This window comes from Martinezella multihospitum (assembly GCF_900094585.1).
Lineage (GTDB): Bacteria > Pseudomonadota > Alphaproteobacteria > Rhizobiales > Rhizobiaceae > Rhizobium > Rhizobium multihospitium.
Map to the genome: position 1 here is coordinate 301,374 of NZ_FMAG01000004.1, position 22,834 is coordinate 324,207.

The window sequence follows — 22,834 nt, forward strand, 5'->3', positions numbered from 1 at the left end:
AACATGAAAAATAGAAAAATGCTTGCCGCCGTATTCGGCATGATTGCCTTCCTTGCTCCGCTGACCGCCAGCGCCAAGGACTGGACCCAGGTGAAGGTCGGCATCGAAGGCGCATTCCCGCCGTGGAACCTGATGGATTCGAGCGGCAAGCTTGCCGGCTTCGACGTCGATCTCATCAATGATCTCTGCAAGCGCGCCAAGGTCGATTGCGAGCTGATCGCCGGCGAATGGAACGCGATGATCCCAAGCCTGAATGCCGGCAAATTTGATCTGGTGATGACGCTCGGCATCAACGAGAAGCGCAAGCAGGTGGTCGATTTTACCGTGCCCTATGCGAGCGGCGTCGCAAGCTTCCTGCTCGTGAAGGATGGATCGGTTTCACCCTTGCCGATGACGGGTGAGCGCCTGAATCTCAACGACAAGGCAAAGGCCGATCCGGTGATGGCGGAGATCGGCAAGGCTTTGAAGGGCAAGACGGTCGGCGTCGTCCAGTCGACCAGCCAGGAGCAATTGATCAATTCCTATTTCGGATCCGATGTGACGGTGCGTGCCTATAAGAGTTCCGGAGAGCGCGACCTTGATCTGAAGGCAGGCCGCATCGATGCCGGCTTCGACAGCGGCGTCTATGAAACCTCCGTGCTCGGTAAGCCCGGCAATGACGATCTGATGATGTCTGGTCCCCTGGTGAAGGGTGCGATGCTGGCAACGGAGGTCGCTCTCGGCATGCGTAAGGGCGAAACCGACCTGAAGGCGAAATTCGACGACGCCATCAAGCAGGCCGCCAAGGACGGTACGATCAAGCAGCTCTCGGAAAAATGGAGCAAGATCGACCTCACGCCGACCTTCGAGGCCAATTGAGCGCGTCCCGCAACCATCGTTCCTGGCCGAGGCTAAGACCATGACTTCCGTTGCCCAGATCCATTCTTTCAGGTCAGGCGCATGAACCAGCCAACCCTATTCGAGCTTGCCGGCTTTGGCCGGGATGGCTGGGGGCATGCTCTCCTGGCCGGCGCCTGGATGACCATTCTTGTCGCAATTGCCGGCTATGCAGTCGGCGCCTGCATCGGAACGCTAGGCGCATGGGGCAAGATCGCCGGCAATCGCTTTGCCCGCGCCACGGCGGACGCCTATACGACGGTTCTTCGCGGCATTCCCGATCTATTGGTGATCTATCTCTTCTATTTCGGCGGCAGCGCGGTCGTCACCGCCATCGGCAAGATGTTCGGAGCGGAAGGTTTTCTCGGCTTTCCGGGTTTCCTGGCCGGTTCCCTTGCTGTCGGCGTCACGTCCGGTGCGCAGTTCACCGAAGTGCTGCGCGGCGGGTTCAAGGCCGTGCATCCCGGCGAGATCGAGGCTGCCATCGCCTGCGGAATGCCGCGCTGGCTGCGGCTGCGCCGGATTATCGCGCCGCTGACCCTGCGGCATGCGCTGCCGGGGCTCGGCAACGTCTGGCAGGTCGTCCTCAAGGAGTCGGCGCTGGTCTCGATCACCGGCGTTGCCGAATTGCTGCGCCAGGCGCAGGTCGGCGCGGGCTCCACGGGACTGCCGTTCGATTTCTACCTGATCGCAGGGGTGATCTATCTGATGATCTCGACCCTTTCCAGCCTGATCATCCGGCAGGCCGAGCGTCATCTGTCGCGCGGTGTGAGGAAACGCTGATGGATTGGCAATTCCTTGAAGAGACTTTTGTGAGCCTTGTCGCGGCGATCCCGCTGACGATCGAACTTGCGGTGACGTCGATCTGCCTCGGCGCCATCCTCGCATTGCTTCTGGCGCTCGCTCGCCTGTCGGGTTTCACCGTCCTCGACTGGTTTGCCAGGCTCTATGTCTTCGTCTTTCGCGGTACGCCGCTGCTCGTCCAGATCTTCCTGATCTACTATGGCCTCGGTCAATTCCCCGCCATCCGCCACAGCATTTTCTGGCCGTTTCTGCGCGATCCCTACTGGTGCGCCGTCCTGGCGCTGACCTTGAATACCGCAGCCTATGCCAGTGAAATCATCCGTGGCGGTCTGCTCTCGGTGCCACATGGGCAGGTGGAGGCTGCGCGCGCCTGCGGCATGCATCGCTTTATGATGTTCCGGCGCATCATTCTGCCGCTCGCCATCCGCCAGGCGCTGCCGGGCTATGGCAACGAGATGATCTCGATGGTGAAGGCGACATCGCTCGCCTCGATCATCACGCTGATGGAAGTCACGGGCGTTGCGGCAAAGATCATTTCGGAGACCTACCGCGCCATCGAGGTCTTCGTCGTCTCAGGCGCCATCTATCTTGCGATCAACTTCGTGCTGACGCGCCTCATCCAGCTTGCCGAATATCGGCTTAGCCCGCATCTGCGCCCGCCCGCGCCGGTAATGCGCGATACCGCCGCTGTGGCGGCCCCCGTAGGAGATCCGCAATGACCGTCACGCCAATCGCACTCAGCGTGCGCGACATGCACAAGAGCTTTGGGCCGGTCGAGGTGCTCAAGGGTATCTCGCTCGATGCGCTGGAAGGCGATGTCGTCTCGATTCTCGGCTCGTCAGGTTCCGGAAAATCGACATTCCTGCGATGCATCAATTTGCTGGAGACGCCCGATTCCGGTGAAGTGACCGTGGCGGGCGAAACGATCCGCATGCAGCGCACCGCCCGCGGCGCCCATCGCCCGTCCGATGGAAGGCAGGTCGACCGTATCCGGGCCCAGCTTGGTATGGTGTTCCAGAGCTTCAATCTCTGGTCCCACAAGACGGTGCTGGAGAACGTGATCGAGGCGCCTGTCTACGTCCAGGGCCGTTCGCGCGCCGAATGCGTCGAGGAAGCGGAAGCGCTGCTCGCCAAGGTCGGCATCGCCGACAAGCGCAATTTCTATCCGGCTCATCTTTCGGGAGGCCAGCAACAGCGCGCAGCCATCGCGCGTGCGCTCGCCATGCATCCGAAGGTCATGCTGTTCGATGAGCCGACATCGGCGCTCGATCCCGAGCTTGTGGGCGAGGTCCTGAGGGTCATGCGCGCGCTCGCCGAGGAAGGACGCACCATGCTCGTCGTTACGCATGAGATGGGCTTTGCGCGGGATGTCTCGAGCCGCGTCATCTTCCTGCACAAGGGCGTCGTCGAGGAAGACGGCAAGCCGCAGGATGTCTTTGCCGGTTCGCGTTCCGAACGCTTCCGCCAGTTCATCAGCCAATAATTTTAAGCTCAATCACAATGGGGAACTCGATCATGAAATACCTGACCGGACTTCTGACTGCGATCATGATGGTCGTCACGCTCGCAACGGCGAGCGTCGTGCGCGCGGAGGACAAAAAGTGGACGCATGTCACCATCGCGACAGAGGGCGCTTTTCGTCCATGGAATTTCACCAAGGCGGATGGCAGTCTGGACGGATATGAGATCGAACTGATCAAATATCTCTGCGATCACATGAAGGTCGAATGCACGACCGTCATCCAGCCCTTCGACGGCATGATCCCGGCGCTCAATGCGGGGAAATTCGATGCGATCATTTCGGGCATGTCTGCAACCGCCAAGCGCGAGGAAGTGATTGCCTTCAGCGATTCTTACGGCACGACCGGCCAGACTTTCGCAACCCTGAAGGATTCCTCGCTTGTCGATCTTCCCATGAAGGGCCAGGTGTTTTCCCTCGCAACGGACGAAGCCGGGGCGGTCAAGGCGCTGAAGGAACTCGAACCAATGCTCAAGGGCAAGACGATCGGTGTGCAGACGGCATCGATCGCGGCAACCTTCCTCGACAAGTATCTGAAGGGCGTTGCCGATATTCGCGAGTATAAGACGACGGAGCAGCATGACCTCGACCTGAAGGCCGGCCGCGTCGATCTCATCATGGCGTCCATGGCCTATCTGTCGACGGCGGCGGCAAAGCCCGGCAATGAAGACATGACCGTGACTGGACCGCGCTTCCAAGGCGGCCTTCTCGGCCGCGGCAGTTCCGTCGGCCTGCGCAAGGACGACACCCAGCTGAAGGCGATGTTCAACGATGCGATCGCGGCGGCAAAGGCCGACGGCACGATCGCAAAGCTGTCTCAGAAATGGTTCGGCTTCGACGTGACCCCGAAGTAAATCCAGAACGAAGCCAAACAGACGCCTTCGCTGCACGGCCCTTGATCGTGCTGAGCAACGACAGCGAAATGCTCGTTCAAAGCTATCAGCCCGATGACGCGCAGGTCATCGGGCTGATCTGGATAGCCGGCTCAGGGGCATCGGTGAGATTTGCCCGAATGCCTGGGCGATTATCAGGCCGTCAGGCGGCGTTGTTGCTGCCGGATCGAGCCAGGCGTTCTCGATGGCCTTCCATTACCGTCATGATCTCGACCCGATGACAGTTTCGAGACTGTCTTTCGCGCTTAGGGAAGTGCGCTGACCGACGTGCCGTGACCCCGCATGCGGATATTCCTCCTCGCTTGTCCGGACTGGGATCGGCTGTGGCAGGTCGTGCGACAGGCCACACATTCGGCGTGTGGCTTTAGGGTCGTCACGGCGGGTAAGGCGCCTGCGATCATTTTCATTGCAACCATAAGCTTTTAAAGTATATTCGCATTAAATAAATTAAATCATTGCGATCTGGTTTCGGGAGGTAGTCATGAGTCAGCCTTCGAAATGGTGGTGGGGCCTGATCCCGCTTGCGATCCTCTGGATCCTCGCCACCCTCATTACCGGAAAGTCCATCAACGGCGATCTCAACAACAGGGCGACCTCGTCCCTGGGATCGACTGTTCTCAGTCCGGTGTTCAGCGTGGCGGGCCGGGACGTCGCTCTCACCGGGCTGGTGTTTTCTCCGGATGCTGCAAACCAGGTTGCCGCCTCGGTTGGTCAGGTTTGGGGTGTCCGCAAGGTTCTGGTCGATGCCAAGGAGCCCGAGGTCGCCAAGCCCTTCAACTGGGCCATCTCCCATGAAGGTTCGAGCGTCGTTCTGTCCGGCAGCGTGCCAAATCCCGATACGCGCGACAAGATTGTCGCCGCCGCGAAAGCGACCTTCGCCGGGGCCGATGTCAAGGATGAAATGCACTATGCCGGCGGCGCCCCGGCCAGCTATGCCGGCGCCGCACAGTTCGGCATCGACCAATTGGGCAAGCTGGCAAAGGGCAGCGCTTCGTTGTCCGATACGGGTCTGACGATTTCCGGCAATGCCGATACAAGCGATGCCTACGCTGCCATCACCACCGCGCTCAAAACGTTGCCGGAGGGCTTTACGCTCGCCAAATCAGACATTGCGGCACCCAAACCGGCATCTATCGCGCCGGTGACGCCCGGCACGGATACTTCAGCCGCGCCGGCCGTCGCAGCGGGGACATCCTCGACGGCCACCTCGGCTGCGGCTACCGCAACGGCTGCAGTGGCCACGACCGCGGCTGCCTACGGCTTCGATGCCGCAAGGGACACCGACAAGCTCATCCTTTCGGGCAACTATCCGGACGACGATACGCATGGCAAGATTCTTAATACGGCCAAGAGCCTCTTTCCGGGTGACGTCGTCAATGATCAGCTGACTGCCGCTCCCGGCGCACCGAATGGCTTTGCAAACGCTGCGCTTGCGGGGTTGAATGCTTTGTCGCGTCTCGCAAAGGGGACTTTTTCGCTCTCCGGCACGAATGCAACGCTCTCGGGCGAGGCGCTCTACGATGGTGCGGTGAGCAGTGTCCAAAGCGGATTTGCAGCCGCACTTCCCGATGGCTTCAAGGCGGCTCCCGCAACGATCACGGTCAGTGCGCCGGCGCCGGCCGTCGACGCCGTCAATTGCCAATCGATGCTCAACGGGATCGTGACCAAATCGAAGATCAACTTCGAAACGGGCAAGGCCCGGATTTCTCCCGTATCCTCCGGCCTTCTGGACACGATTGTCGCTACCATCAATCGTTGCCCGGGTTCAAACATCGAGGTGTCGGGCCATACGGATTCGAGCGGGGATGAGAAGGCGAACATTGCCCTTTCCGAACAGCGTGCCAAGGCGGTCGTCACCTATCTGACCGACGCAGGCGTGCAGTCGAGCCGGCTGACTGCGGTCGGTTTCGGTTCCTCCCACCCGCTCGCGTCCAATGATACCGAGGAAGGCAAGGCACTCAATCGGCGTATCGAATTCTCTGTCAAATAGGGGAAGCGGCAATGACCTATCTGTTGTCAACATACTGGTTGTGGATGCTGCTCGCATTGGTGCTCGGCGGCCTCGTCGGTTTCACCTCATTCCTGCGGTCGGCCAGTGGCTGGTGGCCGCAGTCCTGGCCTGGTTGGTTCAAGCTGTTGTGCCTCTTGTTCGTGGTCGGCCTCGTCGTGGCCGTGCTGCAGTGGCTTCCGGGCCTGGCGGGTCATTATCTGGAAACGGCATTGCTCTTCGTTGGCAGCTATATCGTCGGTTGCTTCCTTGGCAGCTGGCTCGCAAGCTTGCGTGCAACGCAGCCGCTGGAAGCGGATAGCAAGGCCGCCGCGCCAGCGCCACAGCCGTCGTCCATACCGGTGTCGACACCGGCGCCGTCACCAGCTCCAGCGCCAGTGCCGGCGTCGCCCGTATCGGCCTCCGTAGTGCCTGGCCCTGTTTCTGGCGAGCACGAACATCCCGGGAAGCGTCCCCCGGCTGCAGCAAGAGCGAGCATCGCGCCGGACGATCTGAAGCGCATTTCCGGCATCGGGCATGTCAATGAGGAGAAGCTCAACGAGCTCGGCATCTGGACCTTCGGCCAGATTGCAGCCTGGACGCATGAAAATGCCGAATGGGTCGGCAGTTACATGGCTTTCCCCGGACGCATCGAGCGCGAGGACTGGATCGGTCAGGCAGGGCAACTGGCAAGAGGGCAGGAAACCGAATTCTCGCGCCGGGTCGAACGCGGCGAAGTGCCCACATCATCAGACGACTCGACGTCCTCAGCGGTCGCCACTTCATCGGCACCAACTGCGGCGCCGACACTTGCATCCGTATCGCCGACTGCAACGGAAGCCGCCCCCGGCACGTCGCCGCCGGCAGCCTCCCCCATTGGCGATGATGGCCATCCCGGCAAACGCCCGCCGAGCGTCGCGAAACCGAGCGTCGCTCCGGATAATCTGAAACGCATTTCCGGCATCGGTCATGTCAACGAGGAGAAGCTCAACGCGCTCGGTATCTGGACCTTCCGTCAGGTCGCGGCCTGGACACATGAAAACGCCGAATGGGTCGGCAGTTACATGGCCTTTCCCGGACGCATCGAACGCGAGGACTGGATCGGTCAGGCAGGCAAACTCGCGCAGGGTATCGAGACGGAATTCTCGCGCCGGGTCGACCACGGCGACGTGCCTACTTCCTCGTAAATATTCCTCTCATGACAACGCCATGCTTCGCGGTCTACAAGGCCGCGCAGCTGTGCGATTCCTATAAATGCCGGCTGTGTGAAATCATTGTGCCATGACTCTGGCAATCGGATGGAAGTGACAATTCTGTCAGCGGCGCCCCCTGAAGGAAGCGCCATCGATGCCATAGCGCTGCAATCGGGCGTAGAGGCTTCGCCGGGGCAGCTTGAGCGCTTCGGCAGCCTCTCCGACGTCGCCTTGGGTGGAGTTGAGCGTCGCTTGTATGATGCCGATCTCGAAGCGATCCATCTGCTCGGATAGTGAGAGCTGGTCGCCCTCATATTCATCGGCGAGCCCTACGCCGAGCACGATCTGGGTCGCGAAGCTGCGCAGTTCGCGTACATTGCCTGTCCAGCTATCCGACATCAGCCGCGCCTTGATCGCTGCGTTGATGAGTGGGCGCGGGCGCCCGAATTGCCTGGCGGCTTCGCCGAGGAAGTAGGCAAAGAGCAAGCTGACATCCGCACGTCGCTCCCGCAAGGGCGGAATTCGCAGCCGCACCGTCTGCAGCCTGTAGAGGAGATCGGAACGAAAACGCCCATTTGCCACGGCGCCGGCAAGATGATCCTTCGCGGCAGCGACGATTCGCAAATCGATGACGCGTGGCTCGCCAGACGCCGAGGGCACTTCGCGTTCCTCGACGACCCGCAACAGCTTTCCCTGCAGAGCAGGGGACATGCTATCGATCTCGTCCAGGAAGAGTGTGCCACGGTCGGCTTCCGAGATGCGACCGCGCTGCAGCCGATTGCCGAACAGGACTTCGTCGGCCACGGCGTCCGGCAGCGCCGCGCAGTCCACCGCCACGAAATTGCGGGCATTCCTCATGCTCCAGCGATGAAGCAGGCGAGCGACGAGTTCCTTGCCGGTACCTGTCTCTCCTTCGATCAGCACGTCGACATTGACGCTCGCAAGCTCACGAATGGTCTCACGGAGCCGAACCATGACCGGTGTCTCGCCAAGCAGCGGCAAGCTATCTTCAGCCTCGGCCGCCGCCAGGCGCAGGCGTCGATTTTCCAATACCAGACGGCGCATTTCGAGCGCACGACGCACGCTGGCGATCATGTGGTCGGTGGCGAACGGCTTTGCGATGAAATCGAAAGCACCGCGTTTCAGCGCGGTCACCGCCGTGGCGATATCGCCGTGCCCGGTCATCAGGATGACGGGAAGCTCCGGATCGCGCGCCAATATCGTGTCGAGGACGCCATGTCCGTCAACACGGGGCATGCGGATATCGGTGACGAGAACCCCCGAGAAATCTGCCTGGAGGTTGGCCAAGGCCGAGTGCCCATCGCCATGGATTTCAACATCCAGTCCGGCGATTGCGAAGGAATCCGCCAGTGCGACGCGAAAGGTTGCGTCATCATCGACAATCATTACACGCAATGCCTCAGTCTGTGTCATGCACGTCTTACTCCGACAGCGAAAGCCGCACCCCCAAGGGGCGATGATATGATTTTCAGCGTGCCACCCAGATCGACAATGATGTCACGTGCAATGCCGAGCCCGAGTCCCAAACCGTCGGGTTTGCTGGTCACGAATGGCGAAAATATCTTTTCGCCCAACTCGGCATCAATGCCAGGACCGTTGTCGGCGACGATAAGGATGATCCACGCGTCATCATTGTCAACGCTCAGGACGACATGCGGATAAGGGTGTCCCGCCACGGCATCCAGCGCGTTCTGGAGCAGATTGACGAACACCTGTTCCAGCTGGACCCGATTGGCGACCACCTCGGGCTGGCCGCGCACCGGCAGGTCGAGCCGTACCGCCGCGTTGCGAAAGCGCTCGCCGATCAGGAGCAGTGTTCCTTCGATCACCTCATCAAGCGACATCCGGGTCGTCTCGCCGCCGCCACGCCGCGCAAAGCGCCGCATCTCCTGAGTGATCGCGCCGATTCGGGCCGTCAATTCGACCGTCGTCATCAGACTGGCTGCGACGCGATCGATGCGGGCATTTGCGAGATGATGTTGCGCATTTTCGGCAAGGGTACGGATGGTCGCGACCGGCTGATTGATTTCATGGGCCAGGCCGGCGGTAATCGAGCCAAGCGAGGCCAGCCGATTTGCTTGTGCGAGTTCTTCTCTCGCCTGACGAAAGCGGCGGTCCGCACGGGAACGTTCCGCCATCTCGGTGCTGAGTTCGGCGGTGCGCGTCTCCACCGCTGCTTCAAGTATCGCCCGATCGGCGGCGATCCGCGCCGCGCGGGTCATCCGCCAATAGATGGTGACGGCGAGGGCGCCCAGAACAATGGTTGTGGCAATGGAGATCAACCATGCGAGATTGCGCGCCTCACGCAGGGCCGGTGCGGTATCCACTGCATGGATCAGCCTCAAAGTCGTCTCCGCGATCGGTTCGTCGACGGGCATGAGCAGATCGCCCGATGGACCCTGCATCATCCCGTTGGCCTGAAATCGATGACGGCTCGGCTCCAGTGGTGCGTAGTTGAACTGGCCGTTTGCCGTCAGCTGTGCACGATCGGCGGCGGAAAGCGGTCGGAAGGTGCGCATTTCCTCCTGCGAATCCGTGGAAGCAAGCACGATGCCGCGTGGGTCGATCACGAATGTCTGACCAGAATCCTCCGCCCAGCTGTGAAGCAGCGTCTGGAACTCATATTTGATGACCACGACCCCCAGCGCTCCCGGCTGGTTGCCGACCCGCCGCGAAAAGAAGAAGCCCGGCCGCCCGCTAAGATCGCCAACGGCATAATATTCTCCAGAACCGGTCGATAATGCCTGAGTGAAGTAGGGACGAAACCCGTAGTTGCGACCGACAAAACTTTCGGGACTGCCGGCATTCGAAGCCGAGATGACCCGACCGTTACCGTCAAGAATATAGATGACCGGCGCGCCGGTCTGTGCCGCCAGGAACGCAAGCTTGTCGCTAAGGCGTGAAGCATCAGCGATCGAGCCGCTGGCCAATGCATCTTGCAGGTCGGTATATTCGCCAAGAGCCACGGGAAGCAGGCGATACTTGGCAAGTTCGCTGTCGATCAACCGGCTCTGTTGACGGGCGATAAGCTCGGCGTCGGCGCCCAGCCGGGCCAGCGCGTGTTTTACCATCCAGGATGTCGTCAAATGCCACAGTCCCGCCAATAGCAGCAGGCCCAGGACAGGCAGCGCAAATGTAATCTTGAGCGGAAAATGCTTCATTAGTGCAAGATAATGCAATCGCACGTATTGGCTATGCAAGTTTTTGCACGAAAAACCACTGCAGCAGCATAAAAATATCTGCTTATTTCATTTAAAACAATAGGTTAGCCAAAAACTCTCGCAGCAGCTAGCAACGATTGGCGATCTCGCGCAATGTGCGCGGAGCATCGAAGTGCCGGGCCTATTGGAGAAGAAGATGTCATGTTGACGGACAATCCAAGCGACTTCCGTACACTGACAACTCCTGTGAAAAGCGGAGTGAGAGTGGCTCTCCTTTCGCCGCCTGACCAGGTTCTCCTGCAGAATTCGTGGCTTGTCGAATCGCGCTGCACTGACCGTTGGCAGGACTTCTGATGCGCGATTTGGGCATTTCCTGGGCGCCGCCCCGGTCCGGCAAAGACTCCGAAAGCGATCGCGAGCTCGACGGCATCCCCGGCAGGTGCGGCCGCACCATTCATGTCCATCCGCTCTTCCGCCTCGGACCGAAGGATGATGCAGGACGGCACGTCATTCCCCGCGCTGGCATTGCGATCCTGGCAGCTGATGGCCCGGGTTTTGATGGCGAATTCTCGCACGAGATAAACCATCAAAAGTTGTTGCGTCTAGGCGCCGTGGCCAAGGCAGATCCAGGAAGGGACAGATCGACCGGATCCTCGCCGATGCCCACGAGATATCTCGTGCTGAAAGGTTTCAAAGTGGCAAGCGCGTTGAGCAAAGACCGGACGGTAATCTGGCGATACGGGAACAGCGCCACGGGAGAAGAATGTCCGATCGATGGACAGCTCGGCATCTAAGCGGTCTGAAGCAGCAACGCAAATGCGTTCTGTCCCCGCCGCCGTTCTCTGCAGCAAGGTCTTCAAAAGGGATAGGGGCTAAGATTTAACATGACTAGGAAGGAGAGAATTCTACCGATTTCTCCGGCGCAGGCCGGTATGTGGATCGGTGAGAAGGTCGGGGCGGCGGGCGTTATTTTCAACCTTGCCGAATCTGTCGAAATCCATGGGCCGGTTAACCCGGAGAATTTTCGGCGGGCATTGCGCCAGTTGACGGAGGAAATCGATGTCACCCGGCTTCGCATTCGCGAGATCGAAGGCCGGCCTCATCAGCTCATACTGGCGGAATTCGAGGGGGAGTTCAGCCTTCTCGATTTTTCCACCGCCGAGGAGCCGCGAAAGACGGCCGAAGCCTGGATGGCGGCTGAGGTGCTGGCTCCCCTCGATCTCGGACATGACCGGCTATGGGATAGTGCGTTGCTCAAACTTGCCAACGATCATTGGCTATGGTTTCAGCGGGCTCATCACATCGCCTTTGACGGTTTCACCGCCGGCCTGTCCTCGCGTCGCGTTGCAGAGATCTATACGGCGCTCGAGGAAGGGCGCGAGCCTGCTCCCGTCGACTACGGCGATCTCGAGGAGATGCTGGAGGCTGATCGCTCCTACCGGTCATCGCAGCATTTCGAGCGTGATCGCGCATATTGGTCGGAACAGCTCCAGCAGATGCCATCGCCGGCGACCCTGGCCAAGCGGCGCACGACGCAAGCCACCGGCCTGTTGCGCCACAGCACCTATCTGAGTGCAGAAAACGCCCATGTTCTCGGCAGGGTGGCGAAGGAACTGGGCGCCTCGGTTCCGCAGATGATGATCGCTCTTGTAGCAGCCTACTACGCTCGGGCGACAGACTACGAAGATCTGGTCATCCTGACGATGTTGACAGCGCGTATCAATCCGGCCATGCGCCGCATTCCCTGCATGATGGCCAATGCCGTTCCATTGCGTTTCAAGCTCTCGGCAGACCTGACATTGCAGGATCTCGTCAAGCAGGTATCGCAACAGATGATGCGAGCGCTGCGCTATCAGCGCTATCGCTATGAGGACATGCGGCGGGATTTCGGTCTTTTGCGCCATGATGAGCAGATCGCCTGGCTCGGTGTGAATATCGAGCCGTTCGACTATGATCTTCGCTTCGCCGGCCATCCGACGACGGTTCACAACCTGTCCAACGGCTCGATGAATGATCTGACGATCTTCGCCTATGATCGTGGTGACGGCAGCGAAATCCGTATCGATTTCGATGCTAATCCCGGCCTTTACAGCCTGGAGGAATTGCAGTCGCACGAGGCGCGCTTCACGCAGATGATGAATACGCTGCTGGCCGAGCCCGGGCAGATGTTGAGTTCCTTCAGCCTGCTCTCCGAGGAGGAGAAACGCAAGGTGCTGGTGGAATGGAATGACACGGCCCGTCCGATCCCCGATCTCACATGGCCGGAACTCTTCCGCCAGCAGGCGGCGCGCAGCCCCAATGCGGTTGCGGTTGCCTTCGGCGACAGGGAGCTGACCTATGCCGAGCTGGATGCCGCCTCGGACAACTGGGCCGGTCTTCTGGGCAAGCGCGGCGTCGCGCGCGGCGATCTGGTGGTGGTGGCGGTTCCTCGCTCCGAGCAGATGGTGGTCGGTCTGCTGGCCGTACTCAAGGCGGGTGCGGCCTACCTGCCGCTTGATCCCTCCGATCCGCCAAGCCGTATCAGCCTCATTCTCGAAGATGCCAAGCCGAGCGCTGTCGTCACCGTGAGCGAGGCTGCATCCAAGCTTCCGGCGGAGGCGATATCGACCATATTTCTCGATCATCCGGAGGATTGCCACCCGCATCTGGCGACCGGAACGCCGTCGCCCGACGATGCGGCCTATGTCATCTTCACCTCGGGCTCGACCGGACGTCCGAAGGGCGTGGAGATCCCGCATCGCGCGCTCACGAATTTCCTGTTCGCCATGCAAGATCTCCTGAAACTCACCGCGCAGGATCGTCTTCTTGCCGTCACCACCATCGCCTTCGATATTGCTGCGCTCGAGCTTTATCTGCCCCTCCTTGTCGGAGGGCGGACCATCATAGCGCCCCGTGAAACGGTGCGCGATCCGGCTGCCTTGGCGCAGCTGCTCAGGCAGTCGAAAACCAGCATCATGCAGGCGACACCATCGCTTTGGCGTGCGCTGCTGGAGGGGCACGGCAATGGAGTGCGAGGCCTGCGCCCCATAGTGGGCGGGGAAGCGCTTCCAGCGGATCTCGCCCATAAGATGGCAAGGCTCGATCATTCGGTGCTGAACGTCTACGGTCCCACCGAGACCACGATCTGGTCCACCGCCATGCCGCTCAAGGGCGGGGATCTCGACGCACCCCCGATCGGCCGGCCGATCTGGAATACCAGGCTTTACATTCTGGACCGCAACGGTGCGCCCTTGCCGCCCGGCTTTGCCGGAGAACTCTATATCGGCGGGGCAGGGGTTGCGAAGGGTTACCTCAATCGACCCGAACTGACCGGGGAGCGATTTCTGCCGGACCCCTTTTCCGACGATGGCAGCCATATGTATCGCACCGGCGACATGGCCTGCTGGCGCGGAGACGGCGTAGTGGAATATCTCGGCCGGAACGACCACCAGATCAAGATTCGCGGCTTCCGCGTGGAGCCGGGCGAAATCGAGGCGGCTTTGATCGCCCAGCCGGAAATCCGTCAGGCCGTCGTCATTCTTCGTGAGGATACGGGCCAGGACAAGCGGCTTGTCGCCTATCTGGTCATGACCCACGGTCATCCGGTCGATGAGGCCGATCTATCCGCCAGACTGGCGCACAGCTTGCCGAGCCACATGATTCCCTCGGCCTATGTGACGCTCGATTCCATACCGCTCAATGTGAACGGCAAGATCGACCGGCATGCGCTTCCGGCACCACGATGGCAGGTTCAGGAGGGGTTCGTTGCACCCCGTACCGAGACGGAAAAGATGATCGCCCGCATATGGTGCAAGACGCTCGGGCTCGATGAGGTCGGCATCCACGAGAGCTTTTTCAAGCTTGGCGGAGATTCGCTTGCGGCCGCCCGCATGATTACCGCCGTGCACTCGGAAATCAATGCCGTCATTCCGCTGAGAGCAATCTTCGAATCGCCGACCATTGCCAGTCTTGCGCTGCTGATCGGCAATCCCACCTCGAAGAGCGATGTCCTCGATCCGGTGCTTCCTATCCGCGAAAGAGGCAGTTCTGCGCCCCTGTTTTGCATTCATCCTGTGGCCGGCATGGGGTGGGCCTTTCACTCGCTTGCCGACCATATCGCGGAAGACATGCCGATCTACGCGCTGCAATCGGAGGGTCTGCGCGACCCGTCGGCCCTGCCGAGTTCCATTGAGGAAATGGCTGCGGACTATGTCAAGCGCATACGCAACATCCAGTCGAACGGCCCCTACCATATCCTGGGCTGGTCCTTCGGAGGGCTCGTCGCGCATGAAATGGCCCGGCAATTGCGGGAGCAGGACGAGGCCGTCGCCTTCCTTGGGCTGCTTGATTCTTATCCTTACCACCAGAAGGCCCGCGAGGCGGCGCCGGACGATATGACGCTAGTCCATGCGGCGCTCGGTTTTCTCGGTTTCGATATCGAGGTGGCGGAACACGATGCCGGCCGGCCGGCCTTGTCCATCCTGAACGACTATCTGTTCGACCGTTACGATATGGGCAACCATCCGCTGATCCATGAAATTCAGCGGCACGAACCCGACATCCTGGACAGGGCTCGCGCCGTCATCGTCCACCACCTCGGCCTTGCCCGCAAGTTCAAGCCGCGATTTGCTCCGCTGGACATGCACTTCTTTGCCGCCAACCGCGGCAAGGGAAAAGCCATCGACGATGTGATGAACTATCGCGCCGAGGCATGGCTTCAGCATGTCGGCGGACGGATCTACCGTCGCCACCTCGATTGCGCCCACGAGAAGATGCTTGATGCTGTGCCCGCTGCCGAAATCGGCGCGGCCGTTCAGGCGGAGGTGCTTCGCGAATTCCTGGTTCTGCGTGCACCGGATTATTCGGAAAGTGCCATGACGGCATAAGGGAAGGCGCGCTCATGCGGATCGTCATATTCACCATCGGGACGGAAGGCGATGTCCGTCCCCTGGTTGCTCTTGCACGGGGATTGCTGCAAGCGGGCCATCAGGTTCGCATTGCAACCGATGCAGGTTGCGCCGATCTCGTGCGGGAAAATGGCATCGACCATGCCGGGCTGAGCGGGGACTTCTTTGCCTGGATGCGAAGCGACCGGAGGACGATGGAGCGAGGGCTCGCATCGTTCTCGATCCTGGCGGAGGCACGCCGCCGGTTGCGGGCCATGGCGATCGACTGGCCCGAGCAGGGCCGTGCCGCAGCGCGAGACGCGGATCTCCTTATCGGCAATGGTATGGTCTACTACCTCGCAGCGTCACTTGGAGAGAGCCTCGGGCTGCCGGTCGTCGAAAGTCAGTTGATACCGACGCTGCCATCCCACATGCCTCCGCCTCTGCCGTTGCCACAACGGATGTATCGTCTTCCTGGCTTCGCCAACAAGGCGCTCGGCCACGCCACTCGCCTTATGGTCTGGAATACGCTACGCCCGGTCTATAACGAGATCGTCAGACCCGCACTGGGTCTGGCGCCATATCCGCTTCTTGCGCCTTTTCAGGCGGGATTTTTCGCTCATCTCCGGCTGTTCGGCTTCAGCCCCGTGTTGATCGAACCCTCTTCCAGCTGGCCGCAACAAACGGTCGTGACCGGACCATGGTGCCTGGAAAGCACGGAAAAGTGGCAACCGCCCGAAGCGTTGATAAAGTTCCTGGATCGCGGCCCGGTGCCCATCTACATCGGCTTCGGCAGCATGCTGCATCATGATGCGGCCGGGTTCACCGATAAGGTACTGAGTGCGGTGAAAGCGAGCGGCAAACGCGCCGTTCTGGCAACCGGATGGGGTGGGCTCAGCGAGACCTTGGATATCGATGCGAGTCAAGCATTCGTGCTTGAGCACGCCCCGCATGACTGGCTCTTGCCGCGTATGACGCTCGCCGTCCATCATGGCGGCGCAGGAACCACGGCGGCAGCTGTTAGGGCCGGCATTCCCTCTGTCGTCATCCCAGTATTTGGCGATCAGCCGTTCTGGGCAGCGAGGCTTGAACATCTGGGCGTTGCTCCGAAAGCGGTGCCCAGGGAAAGCGTGACAGCGGAAGCGCTGGCCGGGGCAATTCTGGCGGCCGACGCTCCGGAATTGCGATCAGCCGCCAAGAAACTCGGCGAAAAGCTGAGAGCGGAGCAGGGGGTTGAAAATGCCTTACATGCGCTGCGCACCTGGGGCCTAGTGCCGGGCAAATCTCACCTGGAAATCACGTCACCATGTTCTAGCGGATATTTCCCGCCCTCGGGCGGCGAAACGGATTACGCCGCTATCAACACATAGAGTCGCGCCCGCGGTCGCAGATGCCTGTTCCGAGTATGCGTCGACGATCCTATTGGCAACGTCGCGATCCTTGAGCCGCTTCGACCCGGTAAAGTCGAAATGCGCCAAAATGGGGTATCGACGACGAGGAAATTACCGCTGGCTTTGTGCCCGCGTGCTGCTCACGTCCGTTTTCATCGGTTGAAATCGAGGCGTAAGAACGCCACAGCCCCTTTTGGCACGAAGCCGCCACGGGGCCTTGTGCCGCTGTCGGGATTTTGAGATGGGAGGCTTACAACGGGGACACCGGTTCATATCCCTTCAAGAGCTGCGGGGGGCCACTTGGTGGCACAGCCGCGTGGGCCAAGCGCATTGCGCTTGAGATCCGCCGCTATTCCATAAGCGAGCAGGTTCATCACCGAGCCATTCGGCTTTGCTCCAGGTTTAACGTGAGCCCACGTTTGATCGAAGAAATATTATCGGAACGTGGGAGAGGTAGCCGTTCATGCCCGGTTCAGCCGTCCGGTTTCAGGATGACGACAATGACGGAGGTTTGCTATGAAAATCTTTAGAAGTTTGCTTGCATCGCTTCTGGCAATTGGTCTGTTGATTGGTGCGGGTGCTGCATCGGCAGCACCGATGATGAACATGACGAAGCCGGAGGTCCAGTCATCCGTTCAAACGGTTCGTTATCATCACCGTCGCCATTGGCATGGCCCGCGACATCACCGGCCTCACCACTGGGGATCGCATCGTGGCTATCGGAGTCACTATTGGCGCGGCCATCATCGTGGCTGGTACAAGCATCGTCACCACCACCATCATCATCGTTACTACCGCTACTGATCGGAGCCTGTTGTGCGGTGCGGTGACTTGACCAAGTTTTCCGCTTGGCGCTGACCCGACTGGAAGTTCGAACCCTCGACTTTTTCCCGAAGCCTTGCTCGATGCTGCGGGGGATTCAACGTGATGTTTCTGGATAGTGTCGGTGTAGCTGAATGAACTGCTTGTTTGACGGGAATGTCGCCGGAGGGTTGTTCACATGGTCGATGTGACAGCGCGAATTAGGTCTGTTGAGTTTCTGTGCTGATTTTCCGCCTGCTAAACGCAAGTTTCAGCGCGTCTGCGACTGCACGGATAGCGGGAACAGTTGTGACTTCGGAATGCACGACGAGCCAGACCTCCCGGGAAAGAAGAGGCTTATCGTCGATACGCTGCAGCCCTGCTAAGGTTTCCTGCGCGAAATCAGGCAGCATGACAACCCCACCGCCAGCTCTGGCTGCGGCTGCCTGATATTCCAGAACTGAAGACTTGATGGCGACGGGACGATCTCCGGCCACTTCCTGCAGACGAACCTGCTGCGGCGATGACTTCATGGAGTCGTCGTAGCCGATAAAAGTCCAGTCTTCCGGAGAAACGGTCCGCAGATAGTCCGGCGATGCGTAGAGGTTGAAGTTGATTACTCCGAGCTTGGCGATCGAATAATCACCTTCCTCCGGGCGCGACATTCGAATGGCGATGTCCGCTTCCCGTCGATTAAGGGAGGCAAAGCGCTTTTCGCCGACCAGGGTGACCTGAATTCCGGGAAAGTCCCTCCTGATATCGACGATCGGCTGTCCGAGGAGTGCTGTCGACAAAGCCGGCGGCGCGCTGATGCGTACGTGGCCTCGCGCCTCTGTCGGACTGCTGCGTCCCAATTGCTCGATCGCCATCATCTGGCTTGCAACAGGGGCGGCGAGACTTGCGACCTGCTCGCCATCCGGCGTGAGGACGATACGGCGTCCGCGTCGGTCAACCAGTTTTCGCCCCAGCTTTGCTTCCAGCGACGCGACCCGCCGGGAGACGGTCGCATGCTCGACGCCAAGGTTCTTTGCAGCGCCGAGCAAGGTTCCGACCGTTGCAAGCGCCAGAAAATGCCTGAGGTCATCCCAATCGGGTTGTGTGAATTCTTTCCCATTCATTGGGCGATAATAGGGAATTTTCAACCGATATACCATGGGGCACGATGCGGTAAATCAGGAGATGAACCAATGACAGACCAAGTCGTAATGCTCGTTGCCCCCGGTGACGTCACTCAGTTCCGTGTCGAGGGACAGTCGATCGCGCCGCCGGCGGCTGGCGAAGTCAGGGTTCGCCATCAGGCGATCGGTACGAACTTCCTTGATATCTACCACCGTAACGGCCTTTATCCGCTGCCGAGCTATCCGGCCGTGATCGGGGTTGAAGCTGCTGGTATGATCGAAGAGGTCGGATCTGGAGTCGAAGGTTTTAAAACAGGCGATCGCGTGGCTTACGCGGGGGGCCCAGTCGGAGCCTATTCTTCGGTCAGAAATATTGCCTCAGAGCGCTTGGTTCGCCTTCCGGATGGTATCTCGGCAAAGACTGCAGCCGCTTCGCTTTTGAAGGGTATGACAGCGCATATGCTTCTGCAAAAGGTCTGCCAGGTCGGCAGCGGCAATACCGTTCTCGTGCAGGCCGCCGCCGGCGGTCTCGGAAGTGTTCTTGTCCGCGGCGCGAAGTCTTTGGGCGCGACCGTGATCGGTACAGTCAGCTCGAAAGAGAAGGCCGATTTGGCGATGTCCTGCGGGGCTGATCACCTGATCGTCGGCCGCGATGCCGATGTCGTCGCCGAGGTCAAGCGATTGACCGACAATCGTGGCGTCGATGTTGCCTATGACGGGATCGGTGGTGACATGCTGCTCAAAAGCATTCGCTCGGTCAGGTCATGGGGGACGGCGATAACGATAGGGCAGGCTGCAGGCCCGATCCCACCCATTGCCGTCGAGGAGCTTCGCCCCGGAAAATCACTCTCGCATCCCAGCATCATGGCCTGGTGCGCCGACCTTGCCCGATATCAGGAAGCCGCTCGGGCTGCAGTGAGATGGATGGAGGCAGGCATCCGCTCACATATCGGTGGCGAGTACGCCTTGGCCGAAGTCGTCAAAGCGCATGAGGAGATGGAATCAGGTCGTTCGGCAGGAAGTATCCTCCTTCTTCCATAGGTCCTTCTTTTCGCTTGGGTGGCATGGAAGGCCGCATGCAGTTTTAGCGAGTAACTCAAGCTATGATTTAGCGGTCTTCAGTTTGATTCATGAAAGAAATCCAAACTGCAATTGTTTCTATGTACCTTAGGCGGGCATTATTAATTCTGTTTCAATAAAGCTTGGCTAGCTTCGTCTTTGATTGGACAGGGCATGATGGGCCTGTGGTCGGGCGGCGCCTCGACGGCTCACGGACTGCTTTTCTTCTAGAAATTTCACCACATGAGCTCCAGAAATACTGGTTTTGACGAAACGGGTTAGCGTCACGGCACCCCGAACGTAGGTGAGCAATTATGATTTTTTCTCTTCGCAATATACTTGTTGGAATTTTCCTTTTTCTCAGCATAGCTCTATGTATGCTGACGGGATCTTCGATGCTCGATGCTTATCGCGGTGAAAGCACCTATGCCGACGTCTCGAAATTCACCATGCTCGACCGTGCTCTCTTCCAAACACTTGCCAACTTTCGCAACGAGCGGGGTGACGGGTCGTCGCTCGCCAAACTTGAGCTTGGCGCGCAAGATGCAACGCTTGCCTTGCTGAAAACGGACAGAGGCATCGTCGACAAATATATGGCTGACGCAAAATCGGTCTATGCAACCATCGACGACCAGCCGCTCAAAACCCCGATTGCCGATGTCATGAACGCCTACGATCGGGTGGTCGCATTCCGCTCAAAGCTCGACAGCGAAGTCGCCAAGAAGCTTGCCGATCGCGACCCCACACTGCAGGCCACGACGCTGGACCTCGGTCAGCAGCTCCTGACCGCATTGGAGACAGGTTCGACTGTCATTGAAAGCCGGATCCGCACGAGTGATCCCTCAATGACGGCACTGATTCAGATCCGTGCACTGACATGGTACACCCGTGCAACAGCGGGTGCTGCAAACCTGCTGTACGTCAACACGCTCGCCTCTGGAGAGGCGATGAAGCCCGAAGACGTCAGTAAGATCCAGCAATTCGATTACGCGGCGAATTTCACCTGGGAACAGATCGGCACTCTGGTCAATCATCCCTCGACACCGCAGGTCGTCAAGGACGCCTATAAGGTCGGCACCACGACCTATTTCAGCGGCGACTTCGCAGCAAAACACAATGCGTTACTTGCGAGGTTCGCAGCCGGTGAGAAGAAGGTCATGTCTCTCGACGACTGGCGCCCGCTTGGCAACGCCGCGCTTCTGACCATTACGAACACCGCTGCGGCAGCTGCAGATGGCATGGTCGCCGAGGCAGCCGCCAGCCAGAATGATGCATTCGTCAGCCTGATCGCCTACGGGCTCACCTTCCTTGTTGCCGCGGTTCTGAGCATTACGGGTATCTGCGTCATCGTCTTTCGTGTCACCAAGCCTGTCGGGACGTTAACCCGTTCGATGACGGAGCTCGCCCATGGCAATCTCTCGGTCTTGATCGGTGGCGTCGAACGGCGTGACGAGATTGGTGCCATGGCACGTTCCGTACAGGTATTCCAGCAGTCAGCCTTGCGCAACAAGGCCCTCGAAGCCGAAGCCGCCGAGGCCCGCGTTACATCGGAGAATGAACGCGTCGAAGTCCAGCGCCGCGCCGAAGCAGAGGCCGAACAGAGGCTGCTGCAAGCGACGGGCTCGCTTGCGACAGGACTTCGTCATTTGGCATCCGGCGACTTGCGCTGCGAGATCGAAACGCCGCTGGCGGCGCAGTTCGAAGCTTTGCGTCACGACTTCAATTCATCGGTCAGCCAGCTGCGCGCTGCCATGTCCCAGGTCGGCCAGGCCGCGTCACTCGTAAACAGCGGCAGCTACGAGATTTCGCAGGCTTCCGATAACCTCTCCAAGCGTACCGAGCAGCAGGCCGCGTCGCTGGAAGAGACGGCGGCCGCACTGGAAGAGGTTACGGCCAACGTCCAATCGACCTCCAAGCGAACTGGCGATGCACGCGATCTGGTCCGCGGCGCCCGGTTGCGAGCAGAAAACTCCAGCCAAGTCGTCAACAATGCCGTCAATGCCATGGGTAGGATCGAGCATTCGTCCAAACAGATCAGCCAGATCATCAGCGTGATCGACGAGATCGCCTTTCAGACCAATCTGCTCGCGCTCAACGCCGGCGTCGAGGCGGCGCGTGCGGGTGAAGCCGGCAAAGGCTTTGCCGTCGTCGCCCAGGAAGTACGCGAGCTTGCCCAGCGCTCGGCCAATGCCGCCAAGGAGATCAAGGTTCTGATCGGCAATTCTGAAGTTGCTGTCGGCGAGGGCGTGAAACTCGTCAACGATACCGGCGAGGGCCTTGCTGTTATCGCTGACCTAGTCCTGCAGATCAATCAGCACATGGATGCGATCGCCACTGCCGCTCAGGAGCAGTCCATGGGTCTTTCGGAGATCAACAGCGCTGTTAATCATATGGACCAGGCGACACAGCAAAATGCTGCAATGGTCGAAGAGATGAACGCGGCTGGCGCTGGTTTGGCCGAAGAAAGCAAGCGTCTCGGAGAGCTCCTGAGCGCATTCCGCACAGGCCAAGCCGAGCGCATGCAACCACAGGCGAGGCCCGTGGCCCGACCTGTCTCAGCCCCGACGACGGGCCGGCCTGCCGCACGCGCTGCTCCCGTAACACAGGGCAATGCCGCACTTAAGCATCTCCAGCAGGAATGGTCGGAATTCTGATTAGTCTGATGTGAAGCCACGCAACGCAGTTTTGCTAGGATTCAAGAGAAGATTGCCCCGGACACATTGTGCGGGGCATTTTCGTTTACGCAGAATCCTGTCTGCACTCGGCTGCGGATTTGAGACGAGACCTACGTAGCATCGCTTAAGGAAAGGTGTTAGCACCCATATGCTGGTTCGATAGCCTCCCCTGTTTCATGCCGACTTGCAGGATTGCCAATGAGATTTGCAGCGCTTTTCCCTCTTGTGTCTCTAGGATTCATGGCATCCTGCGCGACCGGGCCGAATGAAGTTGTCAAAGACCTCTATTCGCCGAGCAAACACTATCATGTTGAGATACGAAAATGCCCGCAGGTCGGGTCACTTACGCGGGGCGAGGAAGTCCAGGCAAGCGTTCTGGAGGCTGGCAAGACAGGCATCTGTCACTCATCGGTAAATGTGATGGAACAGTTCAGCGTGAATTGGCCGGAAGATCAGCTTGAGCTCGAGTGG

The 22,834-nt window shown here is 59.7% G+C and carries 16 protein-coding genes and 1 pseudogene; 14 read left to right on the forward strand and 3 right to left on the reverse strand.

The window, feature by feature from the left end; translation table 11 throughout:
- Positions 1-3: 3 nt before the first annotated feature.
- The 8 genes and pseudogenes from GA0061103_RS17570 (at position 4) to GA0061103_RS17600 (ending at position 7,266) form a co-directional block, all read left to right on the forward strand.
- Entirely contained in the window at positions 4-858 is an 855-nt protein-coding gene (locus tag GA0061103_RS17570) for a transporter substrate-binding domain-containing protein (RefSeq protein WP_092713311.1), read from the forward strand.
- 81 nt (positions 859-939) lie between these two features.
- Complete coding sequence (locus GA0061103_RS17575; RefSeq protein WP_092713313.1) at positions 940-1,659, forward strand: ABC transporter permease; 720 nt, start codon at positions 940-942, stop codon at positions 1,657-1,659.
- Positions 1,659-2,399, forward strand: a complete 741-nt coding sequence (locus tag GA0061103_RS17580; protein WP_092713315.1) for an ABC transporter permease — start codon at positions 1,659-1,661, stop codon at positions 2,397-2,399. Before GA0061103_RS17575 ends, GA0061103_RS17580 begins: the two co-directional genes overlap by 1 nt.
- Positions 2,396-3,163: an ABC transporter ATP-binding protein gene (locus GA0061103_RS17585; protein ID WP_092713317.1), complete on the forward strand. Its 768-nt coding sequence runs from the start codon at positions 2,396-2,398 to the stop codon at positions 3,161-3,163. The genes GA0061103_RS17580 and GA0061103_RS17585 overlap by 4 nt, the downstream gene beginning before the upstream one ends.
- A 32-nt stretch (positions 3,164-3,195) precedes the next feature.
- A complete protein-coding gene (locus GA0061103_RS17590; RefSeq protein WP_092713319.1) occupies positions 3,196-4,053 on the forward strand; it encodes a transporter substrate-binding domain-containing protein in 858 nt (285 codons plus the stop codon).
- A 113-nt stretch (positions 4,054-4,166) separates the two neighbouring features.
- A pseudogene (locus GA0061103_RS35660) lies at positions 4,167-4,278 on the forward strand (IS5/IS1182 family transposase); the annotation flags it as partial.
- A gap of 295 nt (positions 4,279-4,573) precedes the next feature.
- Positions 4,574-6,082, forward strand: a complete 1,509-nt coding sequence (locus tag GA0061103_RS17595; RefSeq protein ID WP_092713321.1) for an OmpA family protein — start codon at positions 4,574-4,576, stop codon at positions 6,080-6,082.
- Between the two features lie 11 nt (positions 6,083-6,093).
- On the forward strand, positions 6,094-7,266 hold the full coding sequence (locus tag GA0061103_RS17600; RefSeq protein WP_092713323.1) for a hypothetical protein: 1,173 nt from the start codon (positions 6,094-6,096) through the stop codon (positions 7,264-7,266).
- 129 nt (positions 7,267-7,395) lie between these two features.
- Here GA0061103_RS17600 and GA0061103_RS17605 read toward each other — a convergent pair whose 3' ends face one another.
- On the reverse strand, positions 7,396-8,706 hold the full coding sequence (locus tag GA0061103_RS17605) for a sigma-54-dependent transcriptional regulator (RefSeq protein ID WP_092713325.1): 1,311 nt from the start codon (positions 8,704-8,706) through the stop codon (positions 7,396-7,398).
- Entirely contained in the window at positions 8,703-10,454 is a 1,752-nt protein-coding gene (locus GA0061103_RS17610) for a sensor histidine kinase (protein WP_092713327.1), read from the reverse strand. The genes GA0061103_RS17605 and GA0061103_RS17610 overlap by 4 nt, the downstream gene beginning before the upstream one ends.
- Positions 10,455-10,807: 353 nt before the next feature.
- Here GA0061103_RS17610 and GA0061103_RS17615 point away from each other — a divergent pair, with 353 nt between their 5' ends.
- From GA0061103_RS17615 to GA0061103_RS35060, 4 genes are all read left to right on the forward strand, one after another.
- Positions 10,808-11,248 (forward strand): hypothetical protein, encoded by a 441-nt coding sequence (locus GA0061103_RS17615; protein ID WP_092713329.1) that lies wholly within the window; start codon positions 10,808-10,810, stop codon positions 11,246-11,248.
- A gap of 90 nt (positions 11,249-11,338) precedes the next feature.
- Positions 11,339-15,319: a non-ribosomal peptide synthetase gene (locus GA0061103_RS17620; protein ID WP_092713331.1), complete on the forward strand. Its 3,981-nt coding sequence runs from the start codon at positions 11,339-11,341 to the stop codon at positions 15,317-15,319.
- 14 nt (positions 15,320-15,333) lie between these two features.
- A complete protein-coding gene (locus tag GA0061103_RS17625; RefSeq protein WP_092713333.1) occupies positions 15,334-16,689 on the forward strand; it encodes a glycosyltransferase in 1,356 nt (451 codons plus the stop codon).
- Between the two features lie 691 nt (positions 16,690-17,380).
- Entirely contained in the window at positions 17,381-17,545 is a 165-nt protein-coding gene (locus tag GA0061103_RS35060) for a hypothetical protein (RefSeq protein ID WP_167376604.1), read from the forward strand.
- 187 nt (positions 17,546-17,732) lie between these two features.
- Here the strand turns inward: GA0061103_RS35060 and GA0061103_RS17635 are convergent, their stop codons facing one another.
- Complete coding sequence (locus tag GA0061103_RS17635; RefSeq protein ID WP_092713336.1) at positions 17,733-18,629, reverse strand: LysR family transcriptional regulator; 897 nt, start codon at positions 18,627-18,629, stop codon at positions 17,733-17,735.
- A gap of 69 nt (positions 18,630-18,698) precedes the next feature.
- Between GA0061103_RS17635 and GA0061103_RS17640 the strand changes: the two genes are divergently transcribed.
- Both GA0061103_RS17640 and GA0061103_RS17645 read left to right on the forward strand, forming a co-directional pair.
- Complete coding sequence (locus GA0061103_RS17640) at positions 18,699-19,670, forward strand: quinone oxidoreductase family protein (RefSeq protein WP_092713337.1); 972 nt, start codon at positions 18,699-18,701, stop codon at positions 19,668-19,670.
- Positions 19,671-20,002: 332 nt separating this feature from the next.
- The gene (locus GA0061103_RS17645; protein WP_092713339.1) at positions 20,003-22,342 is read left to right on the forward strand and encodes a methyl-accepting chemotaxis protein; all 2,340 of its coding nucleotides are present in this window, start codon (positions 20,003-20,005) and stop codon (positions 22,340-22,342) included.
- Positions 22,343-22,834: the final 492 nt, after the last annotated feature.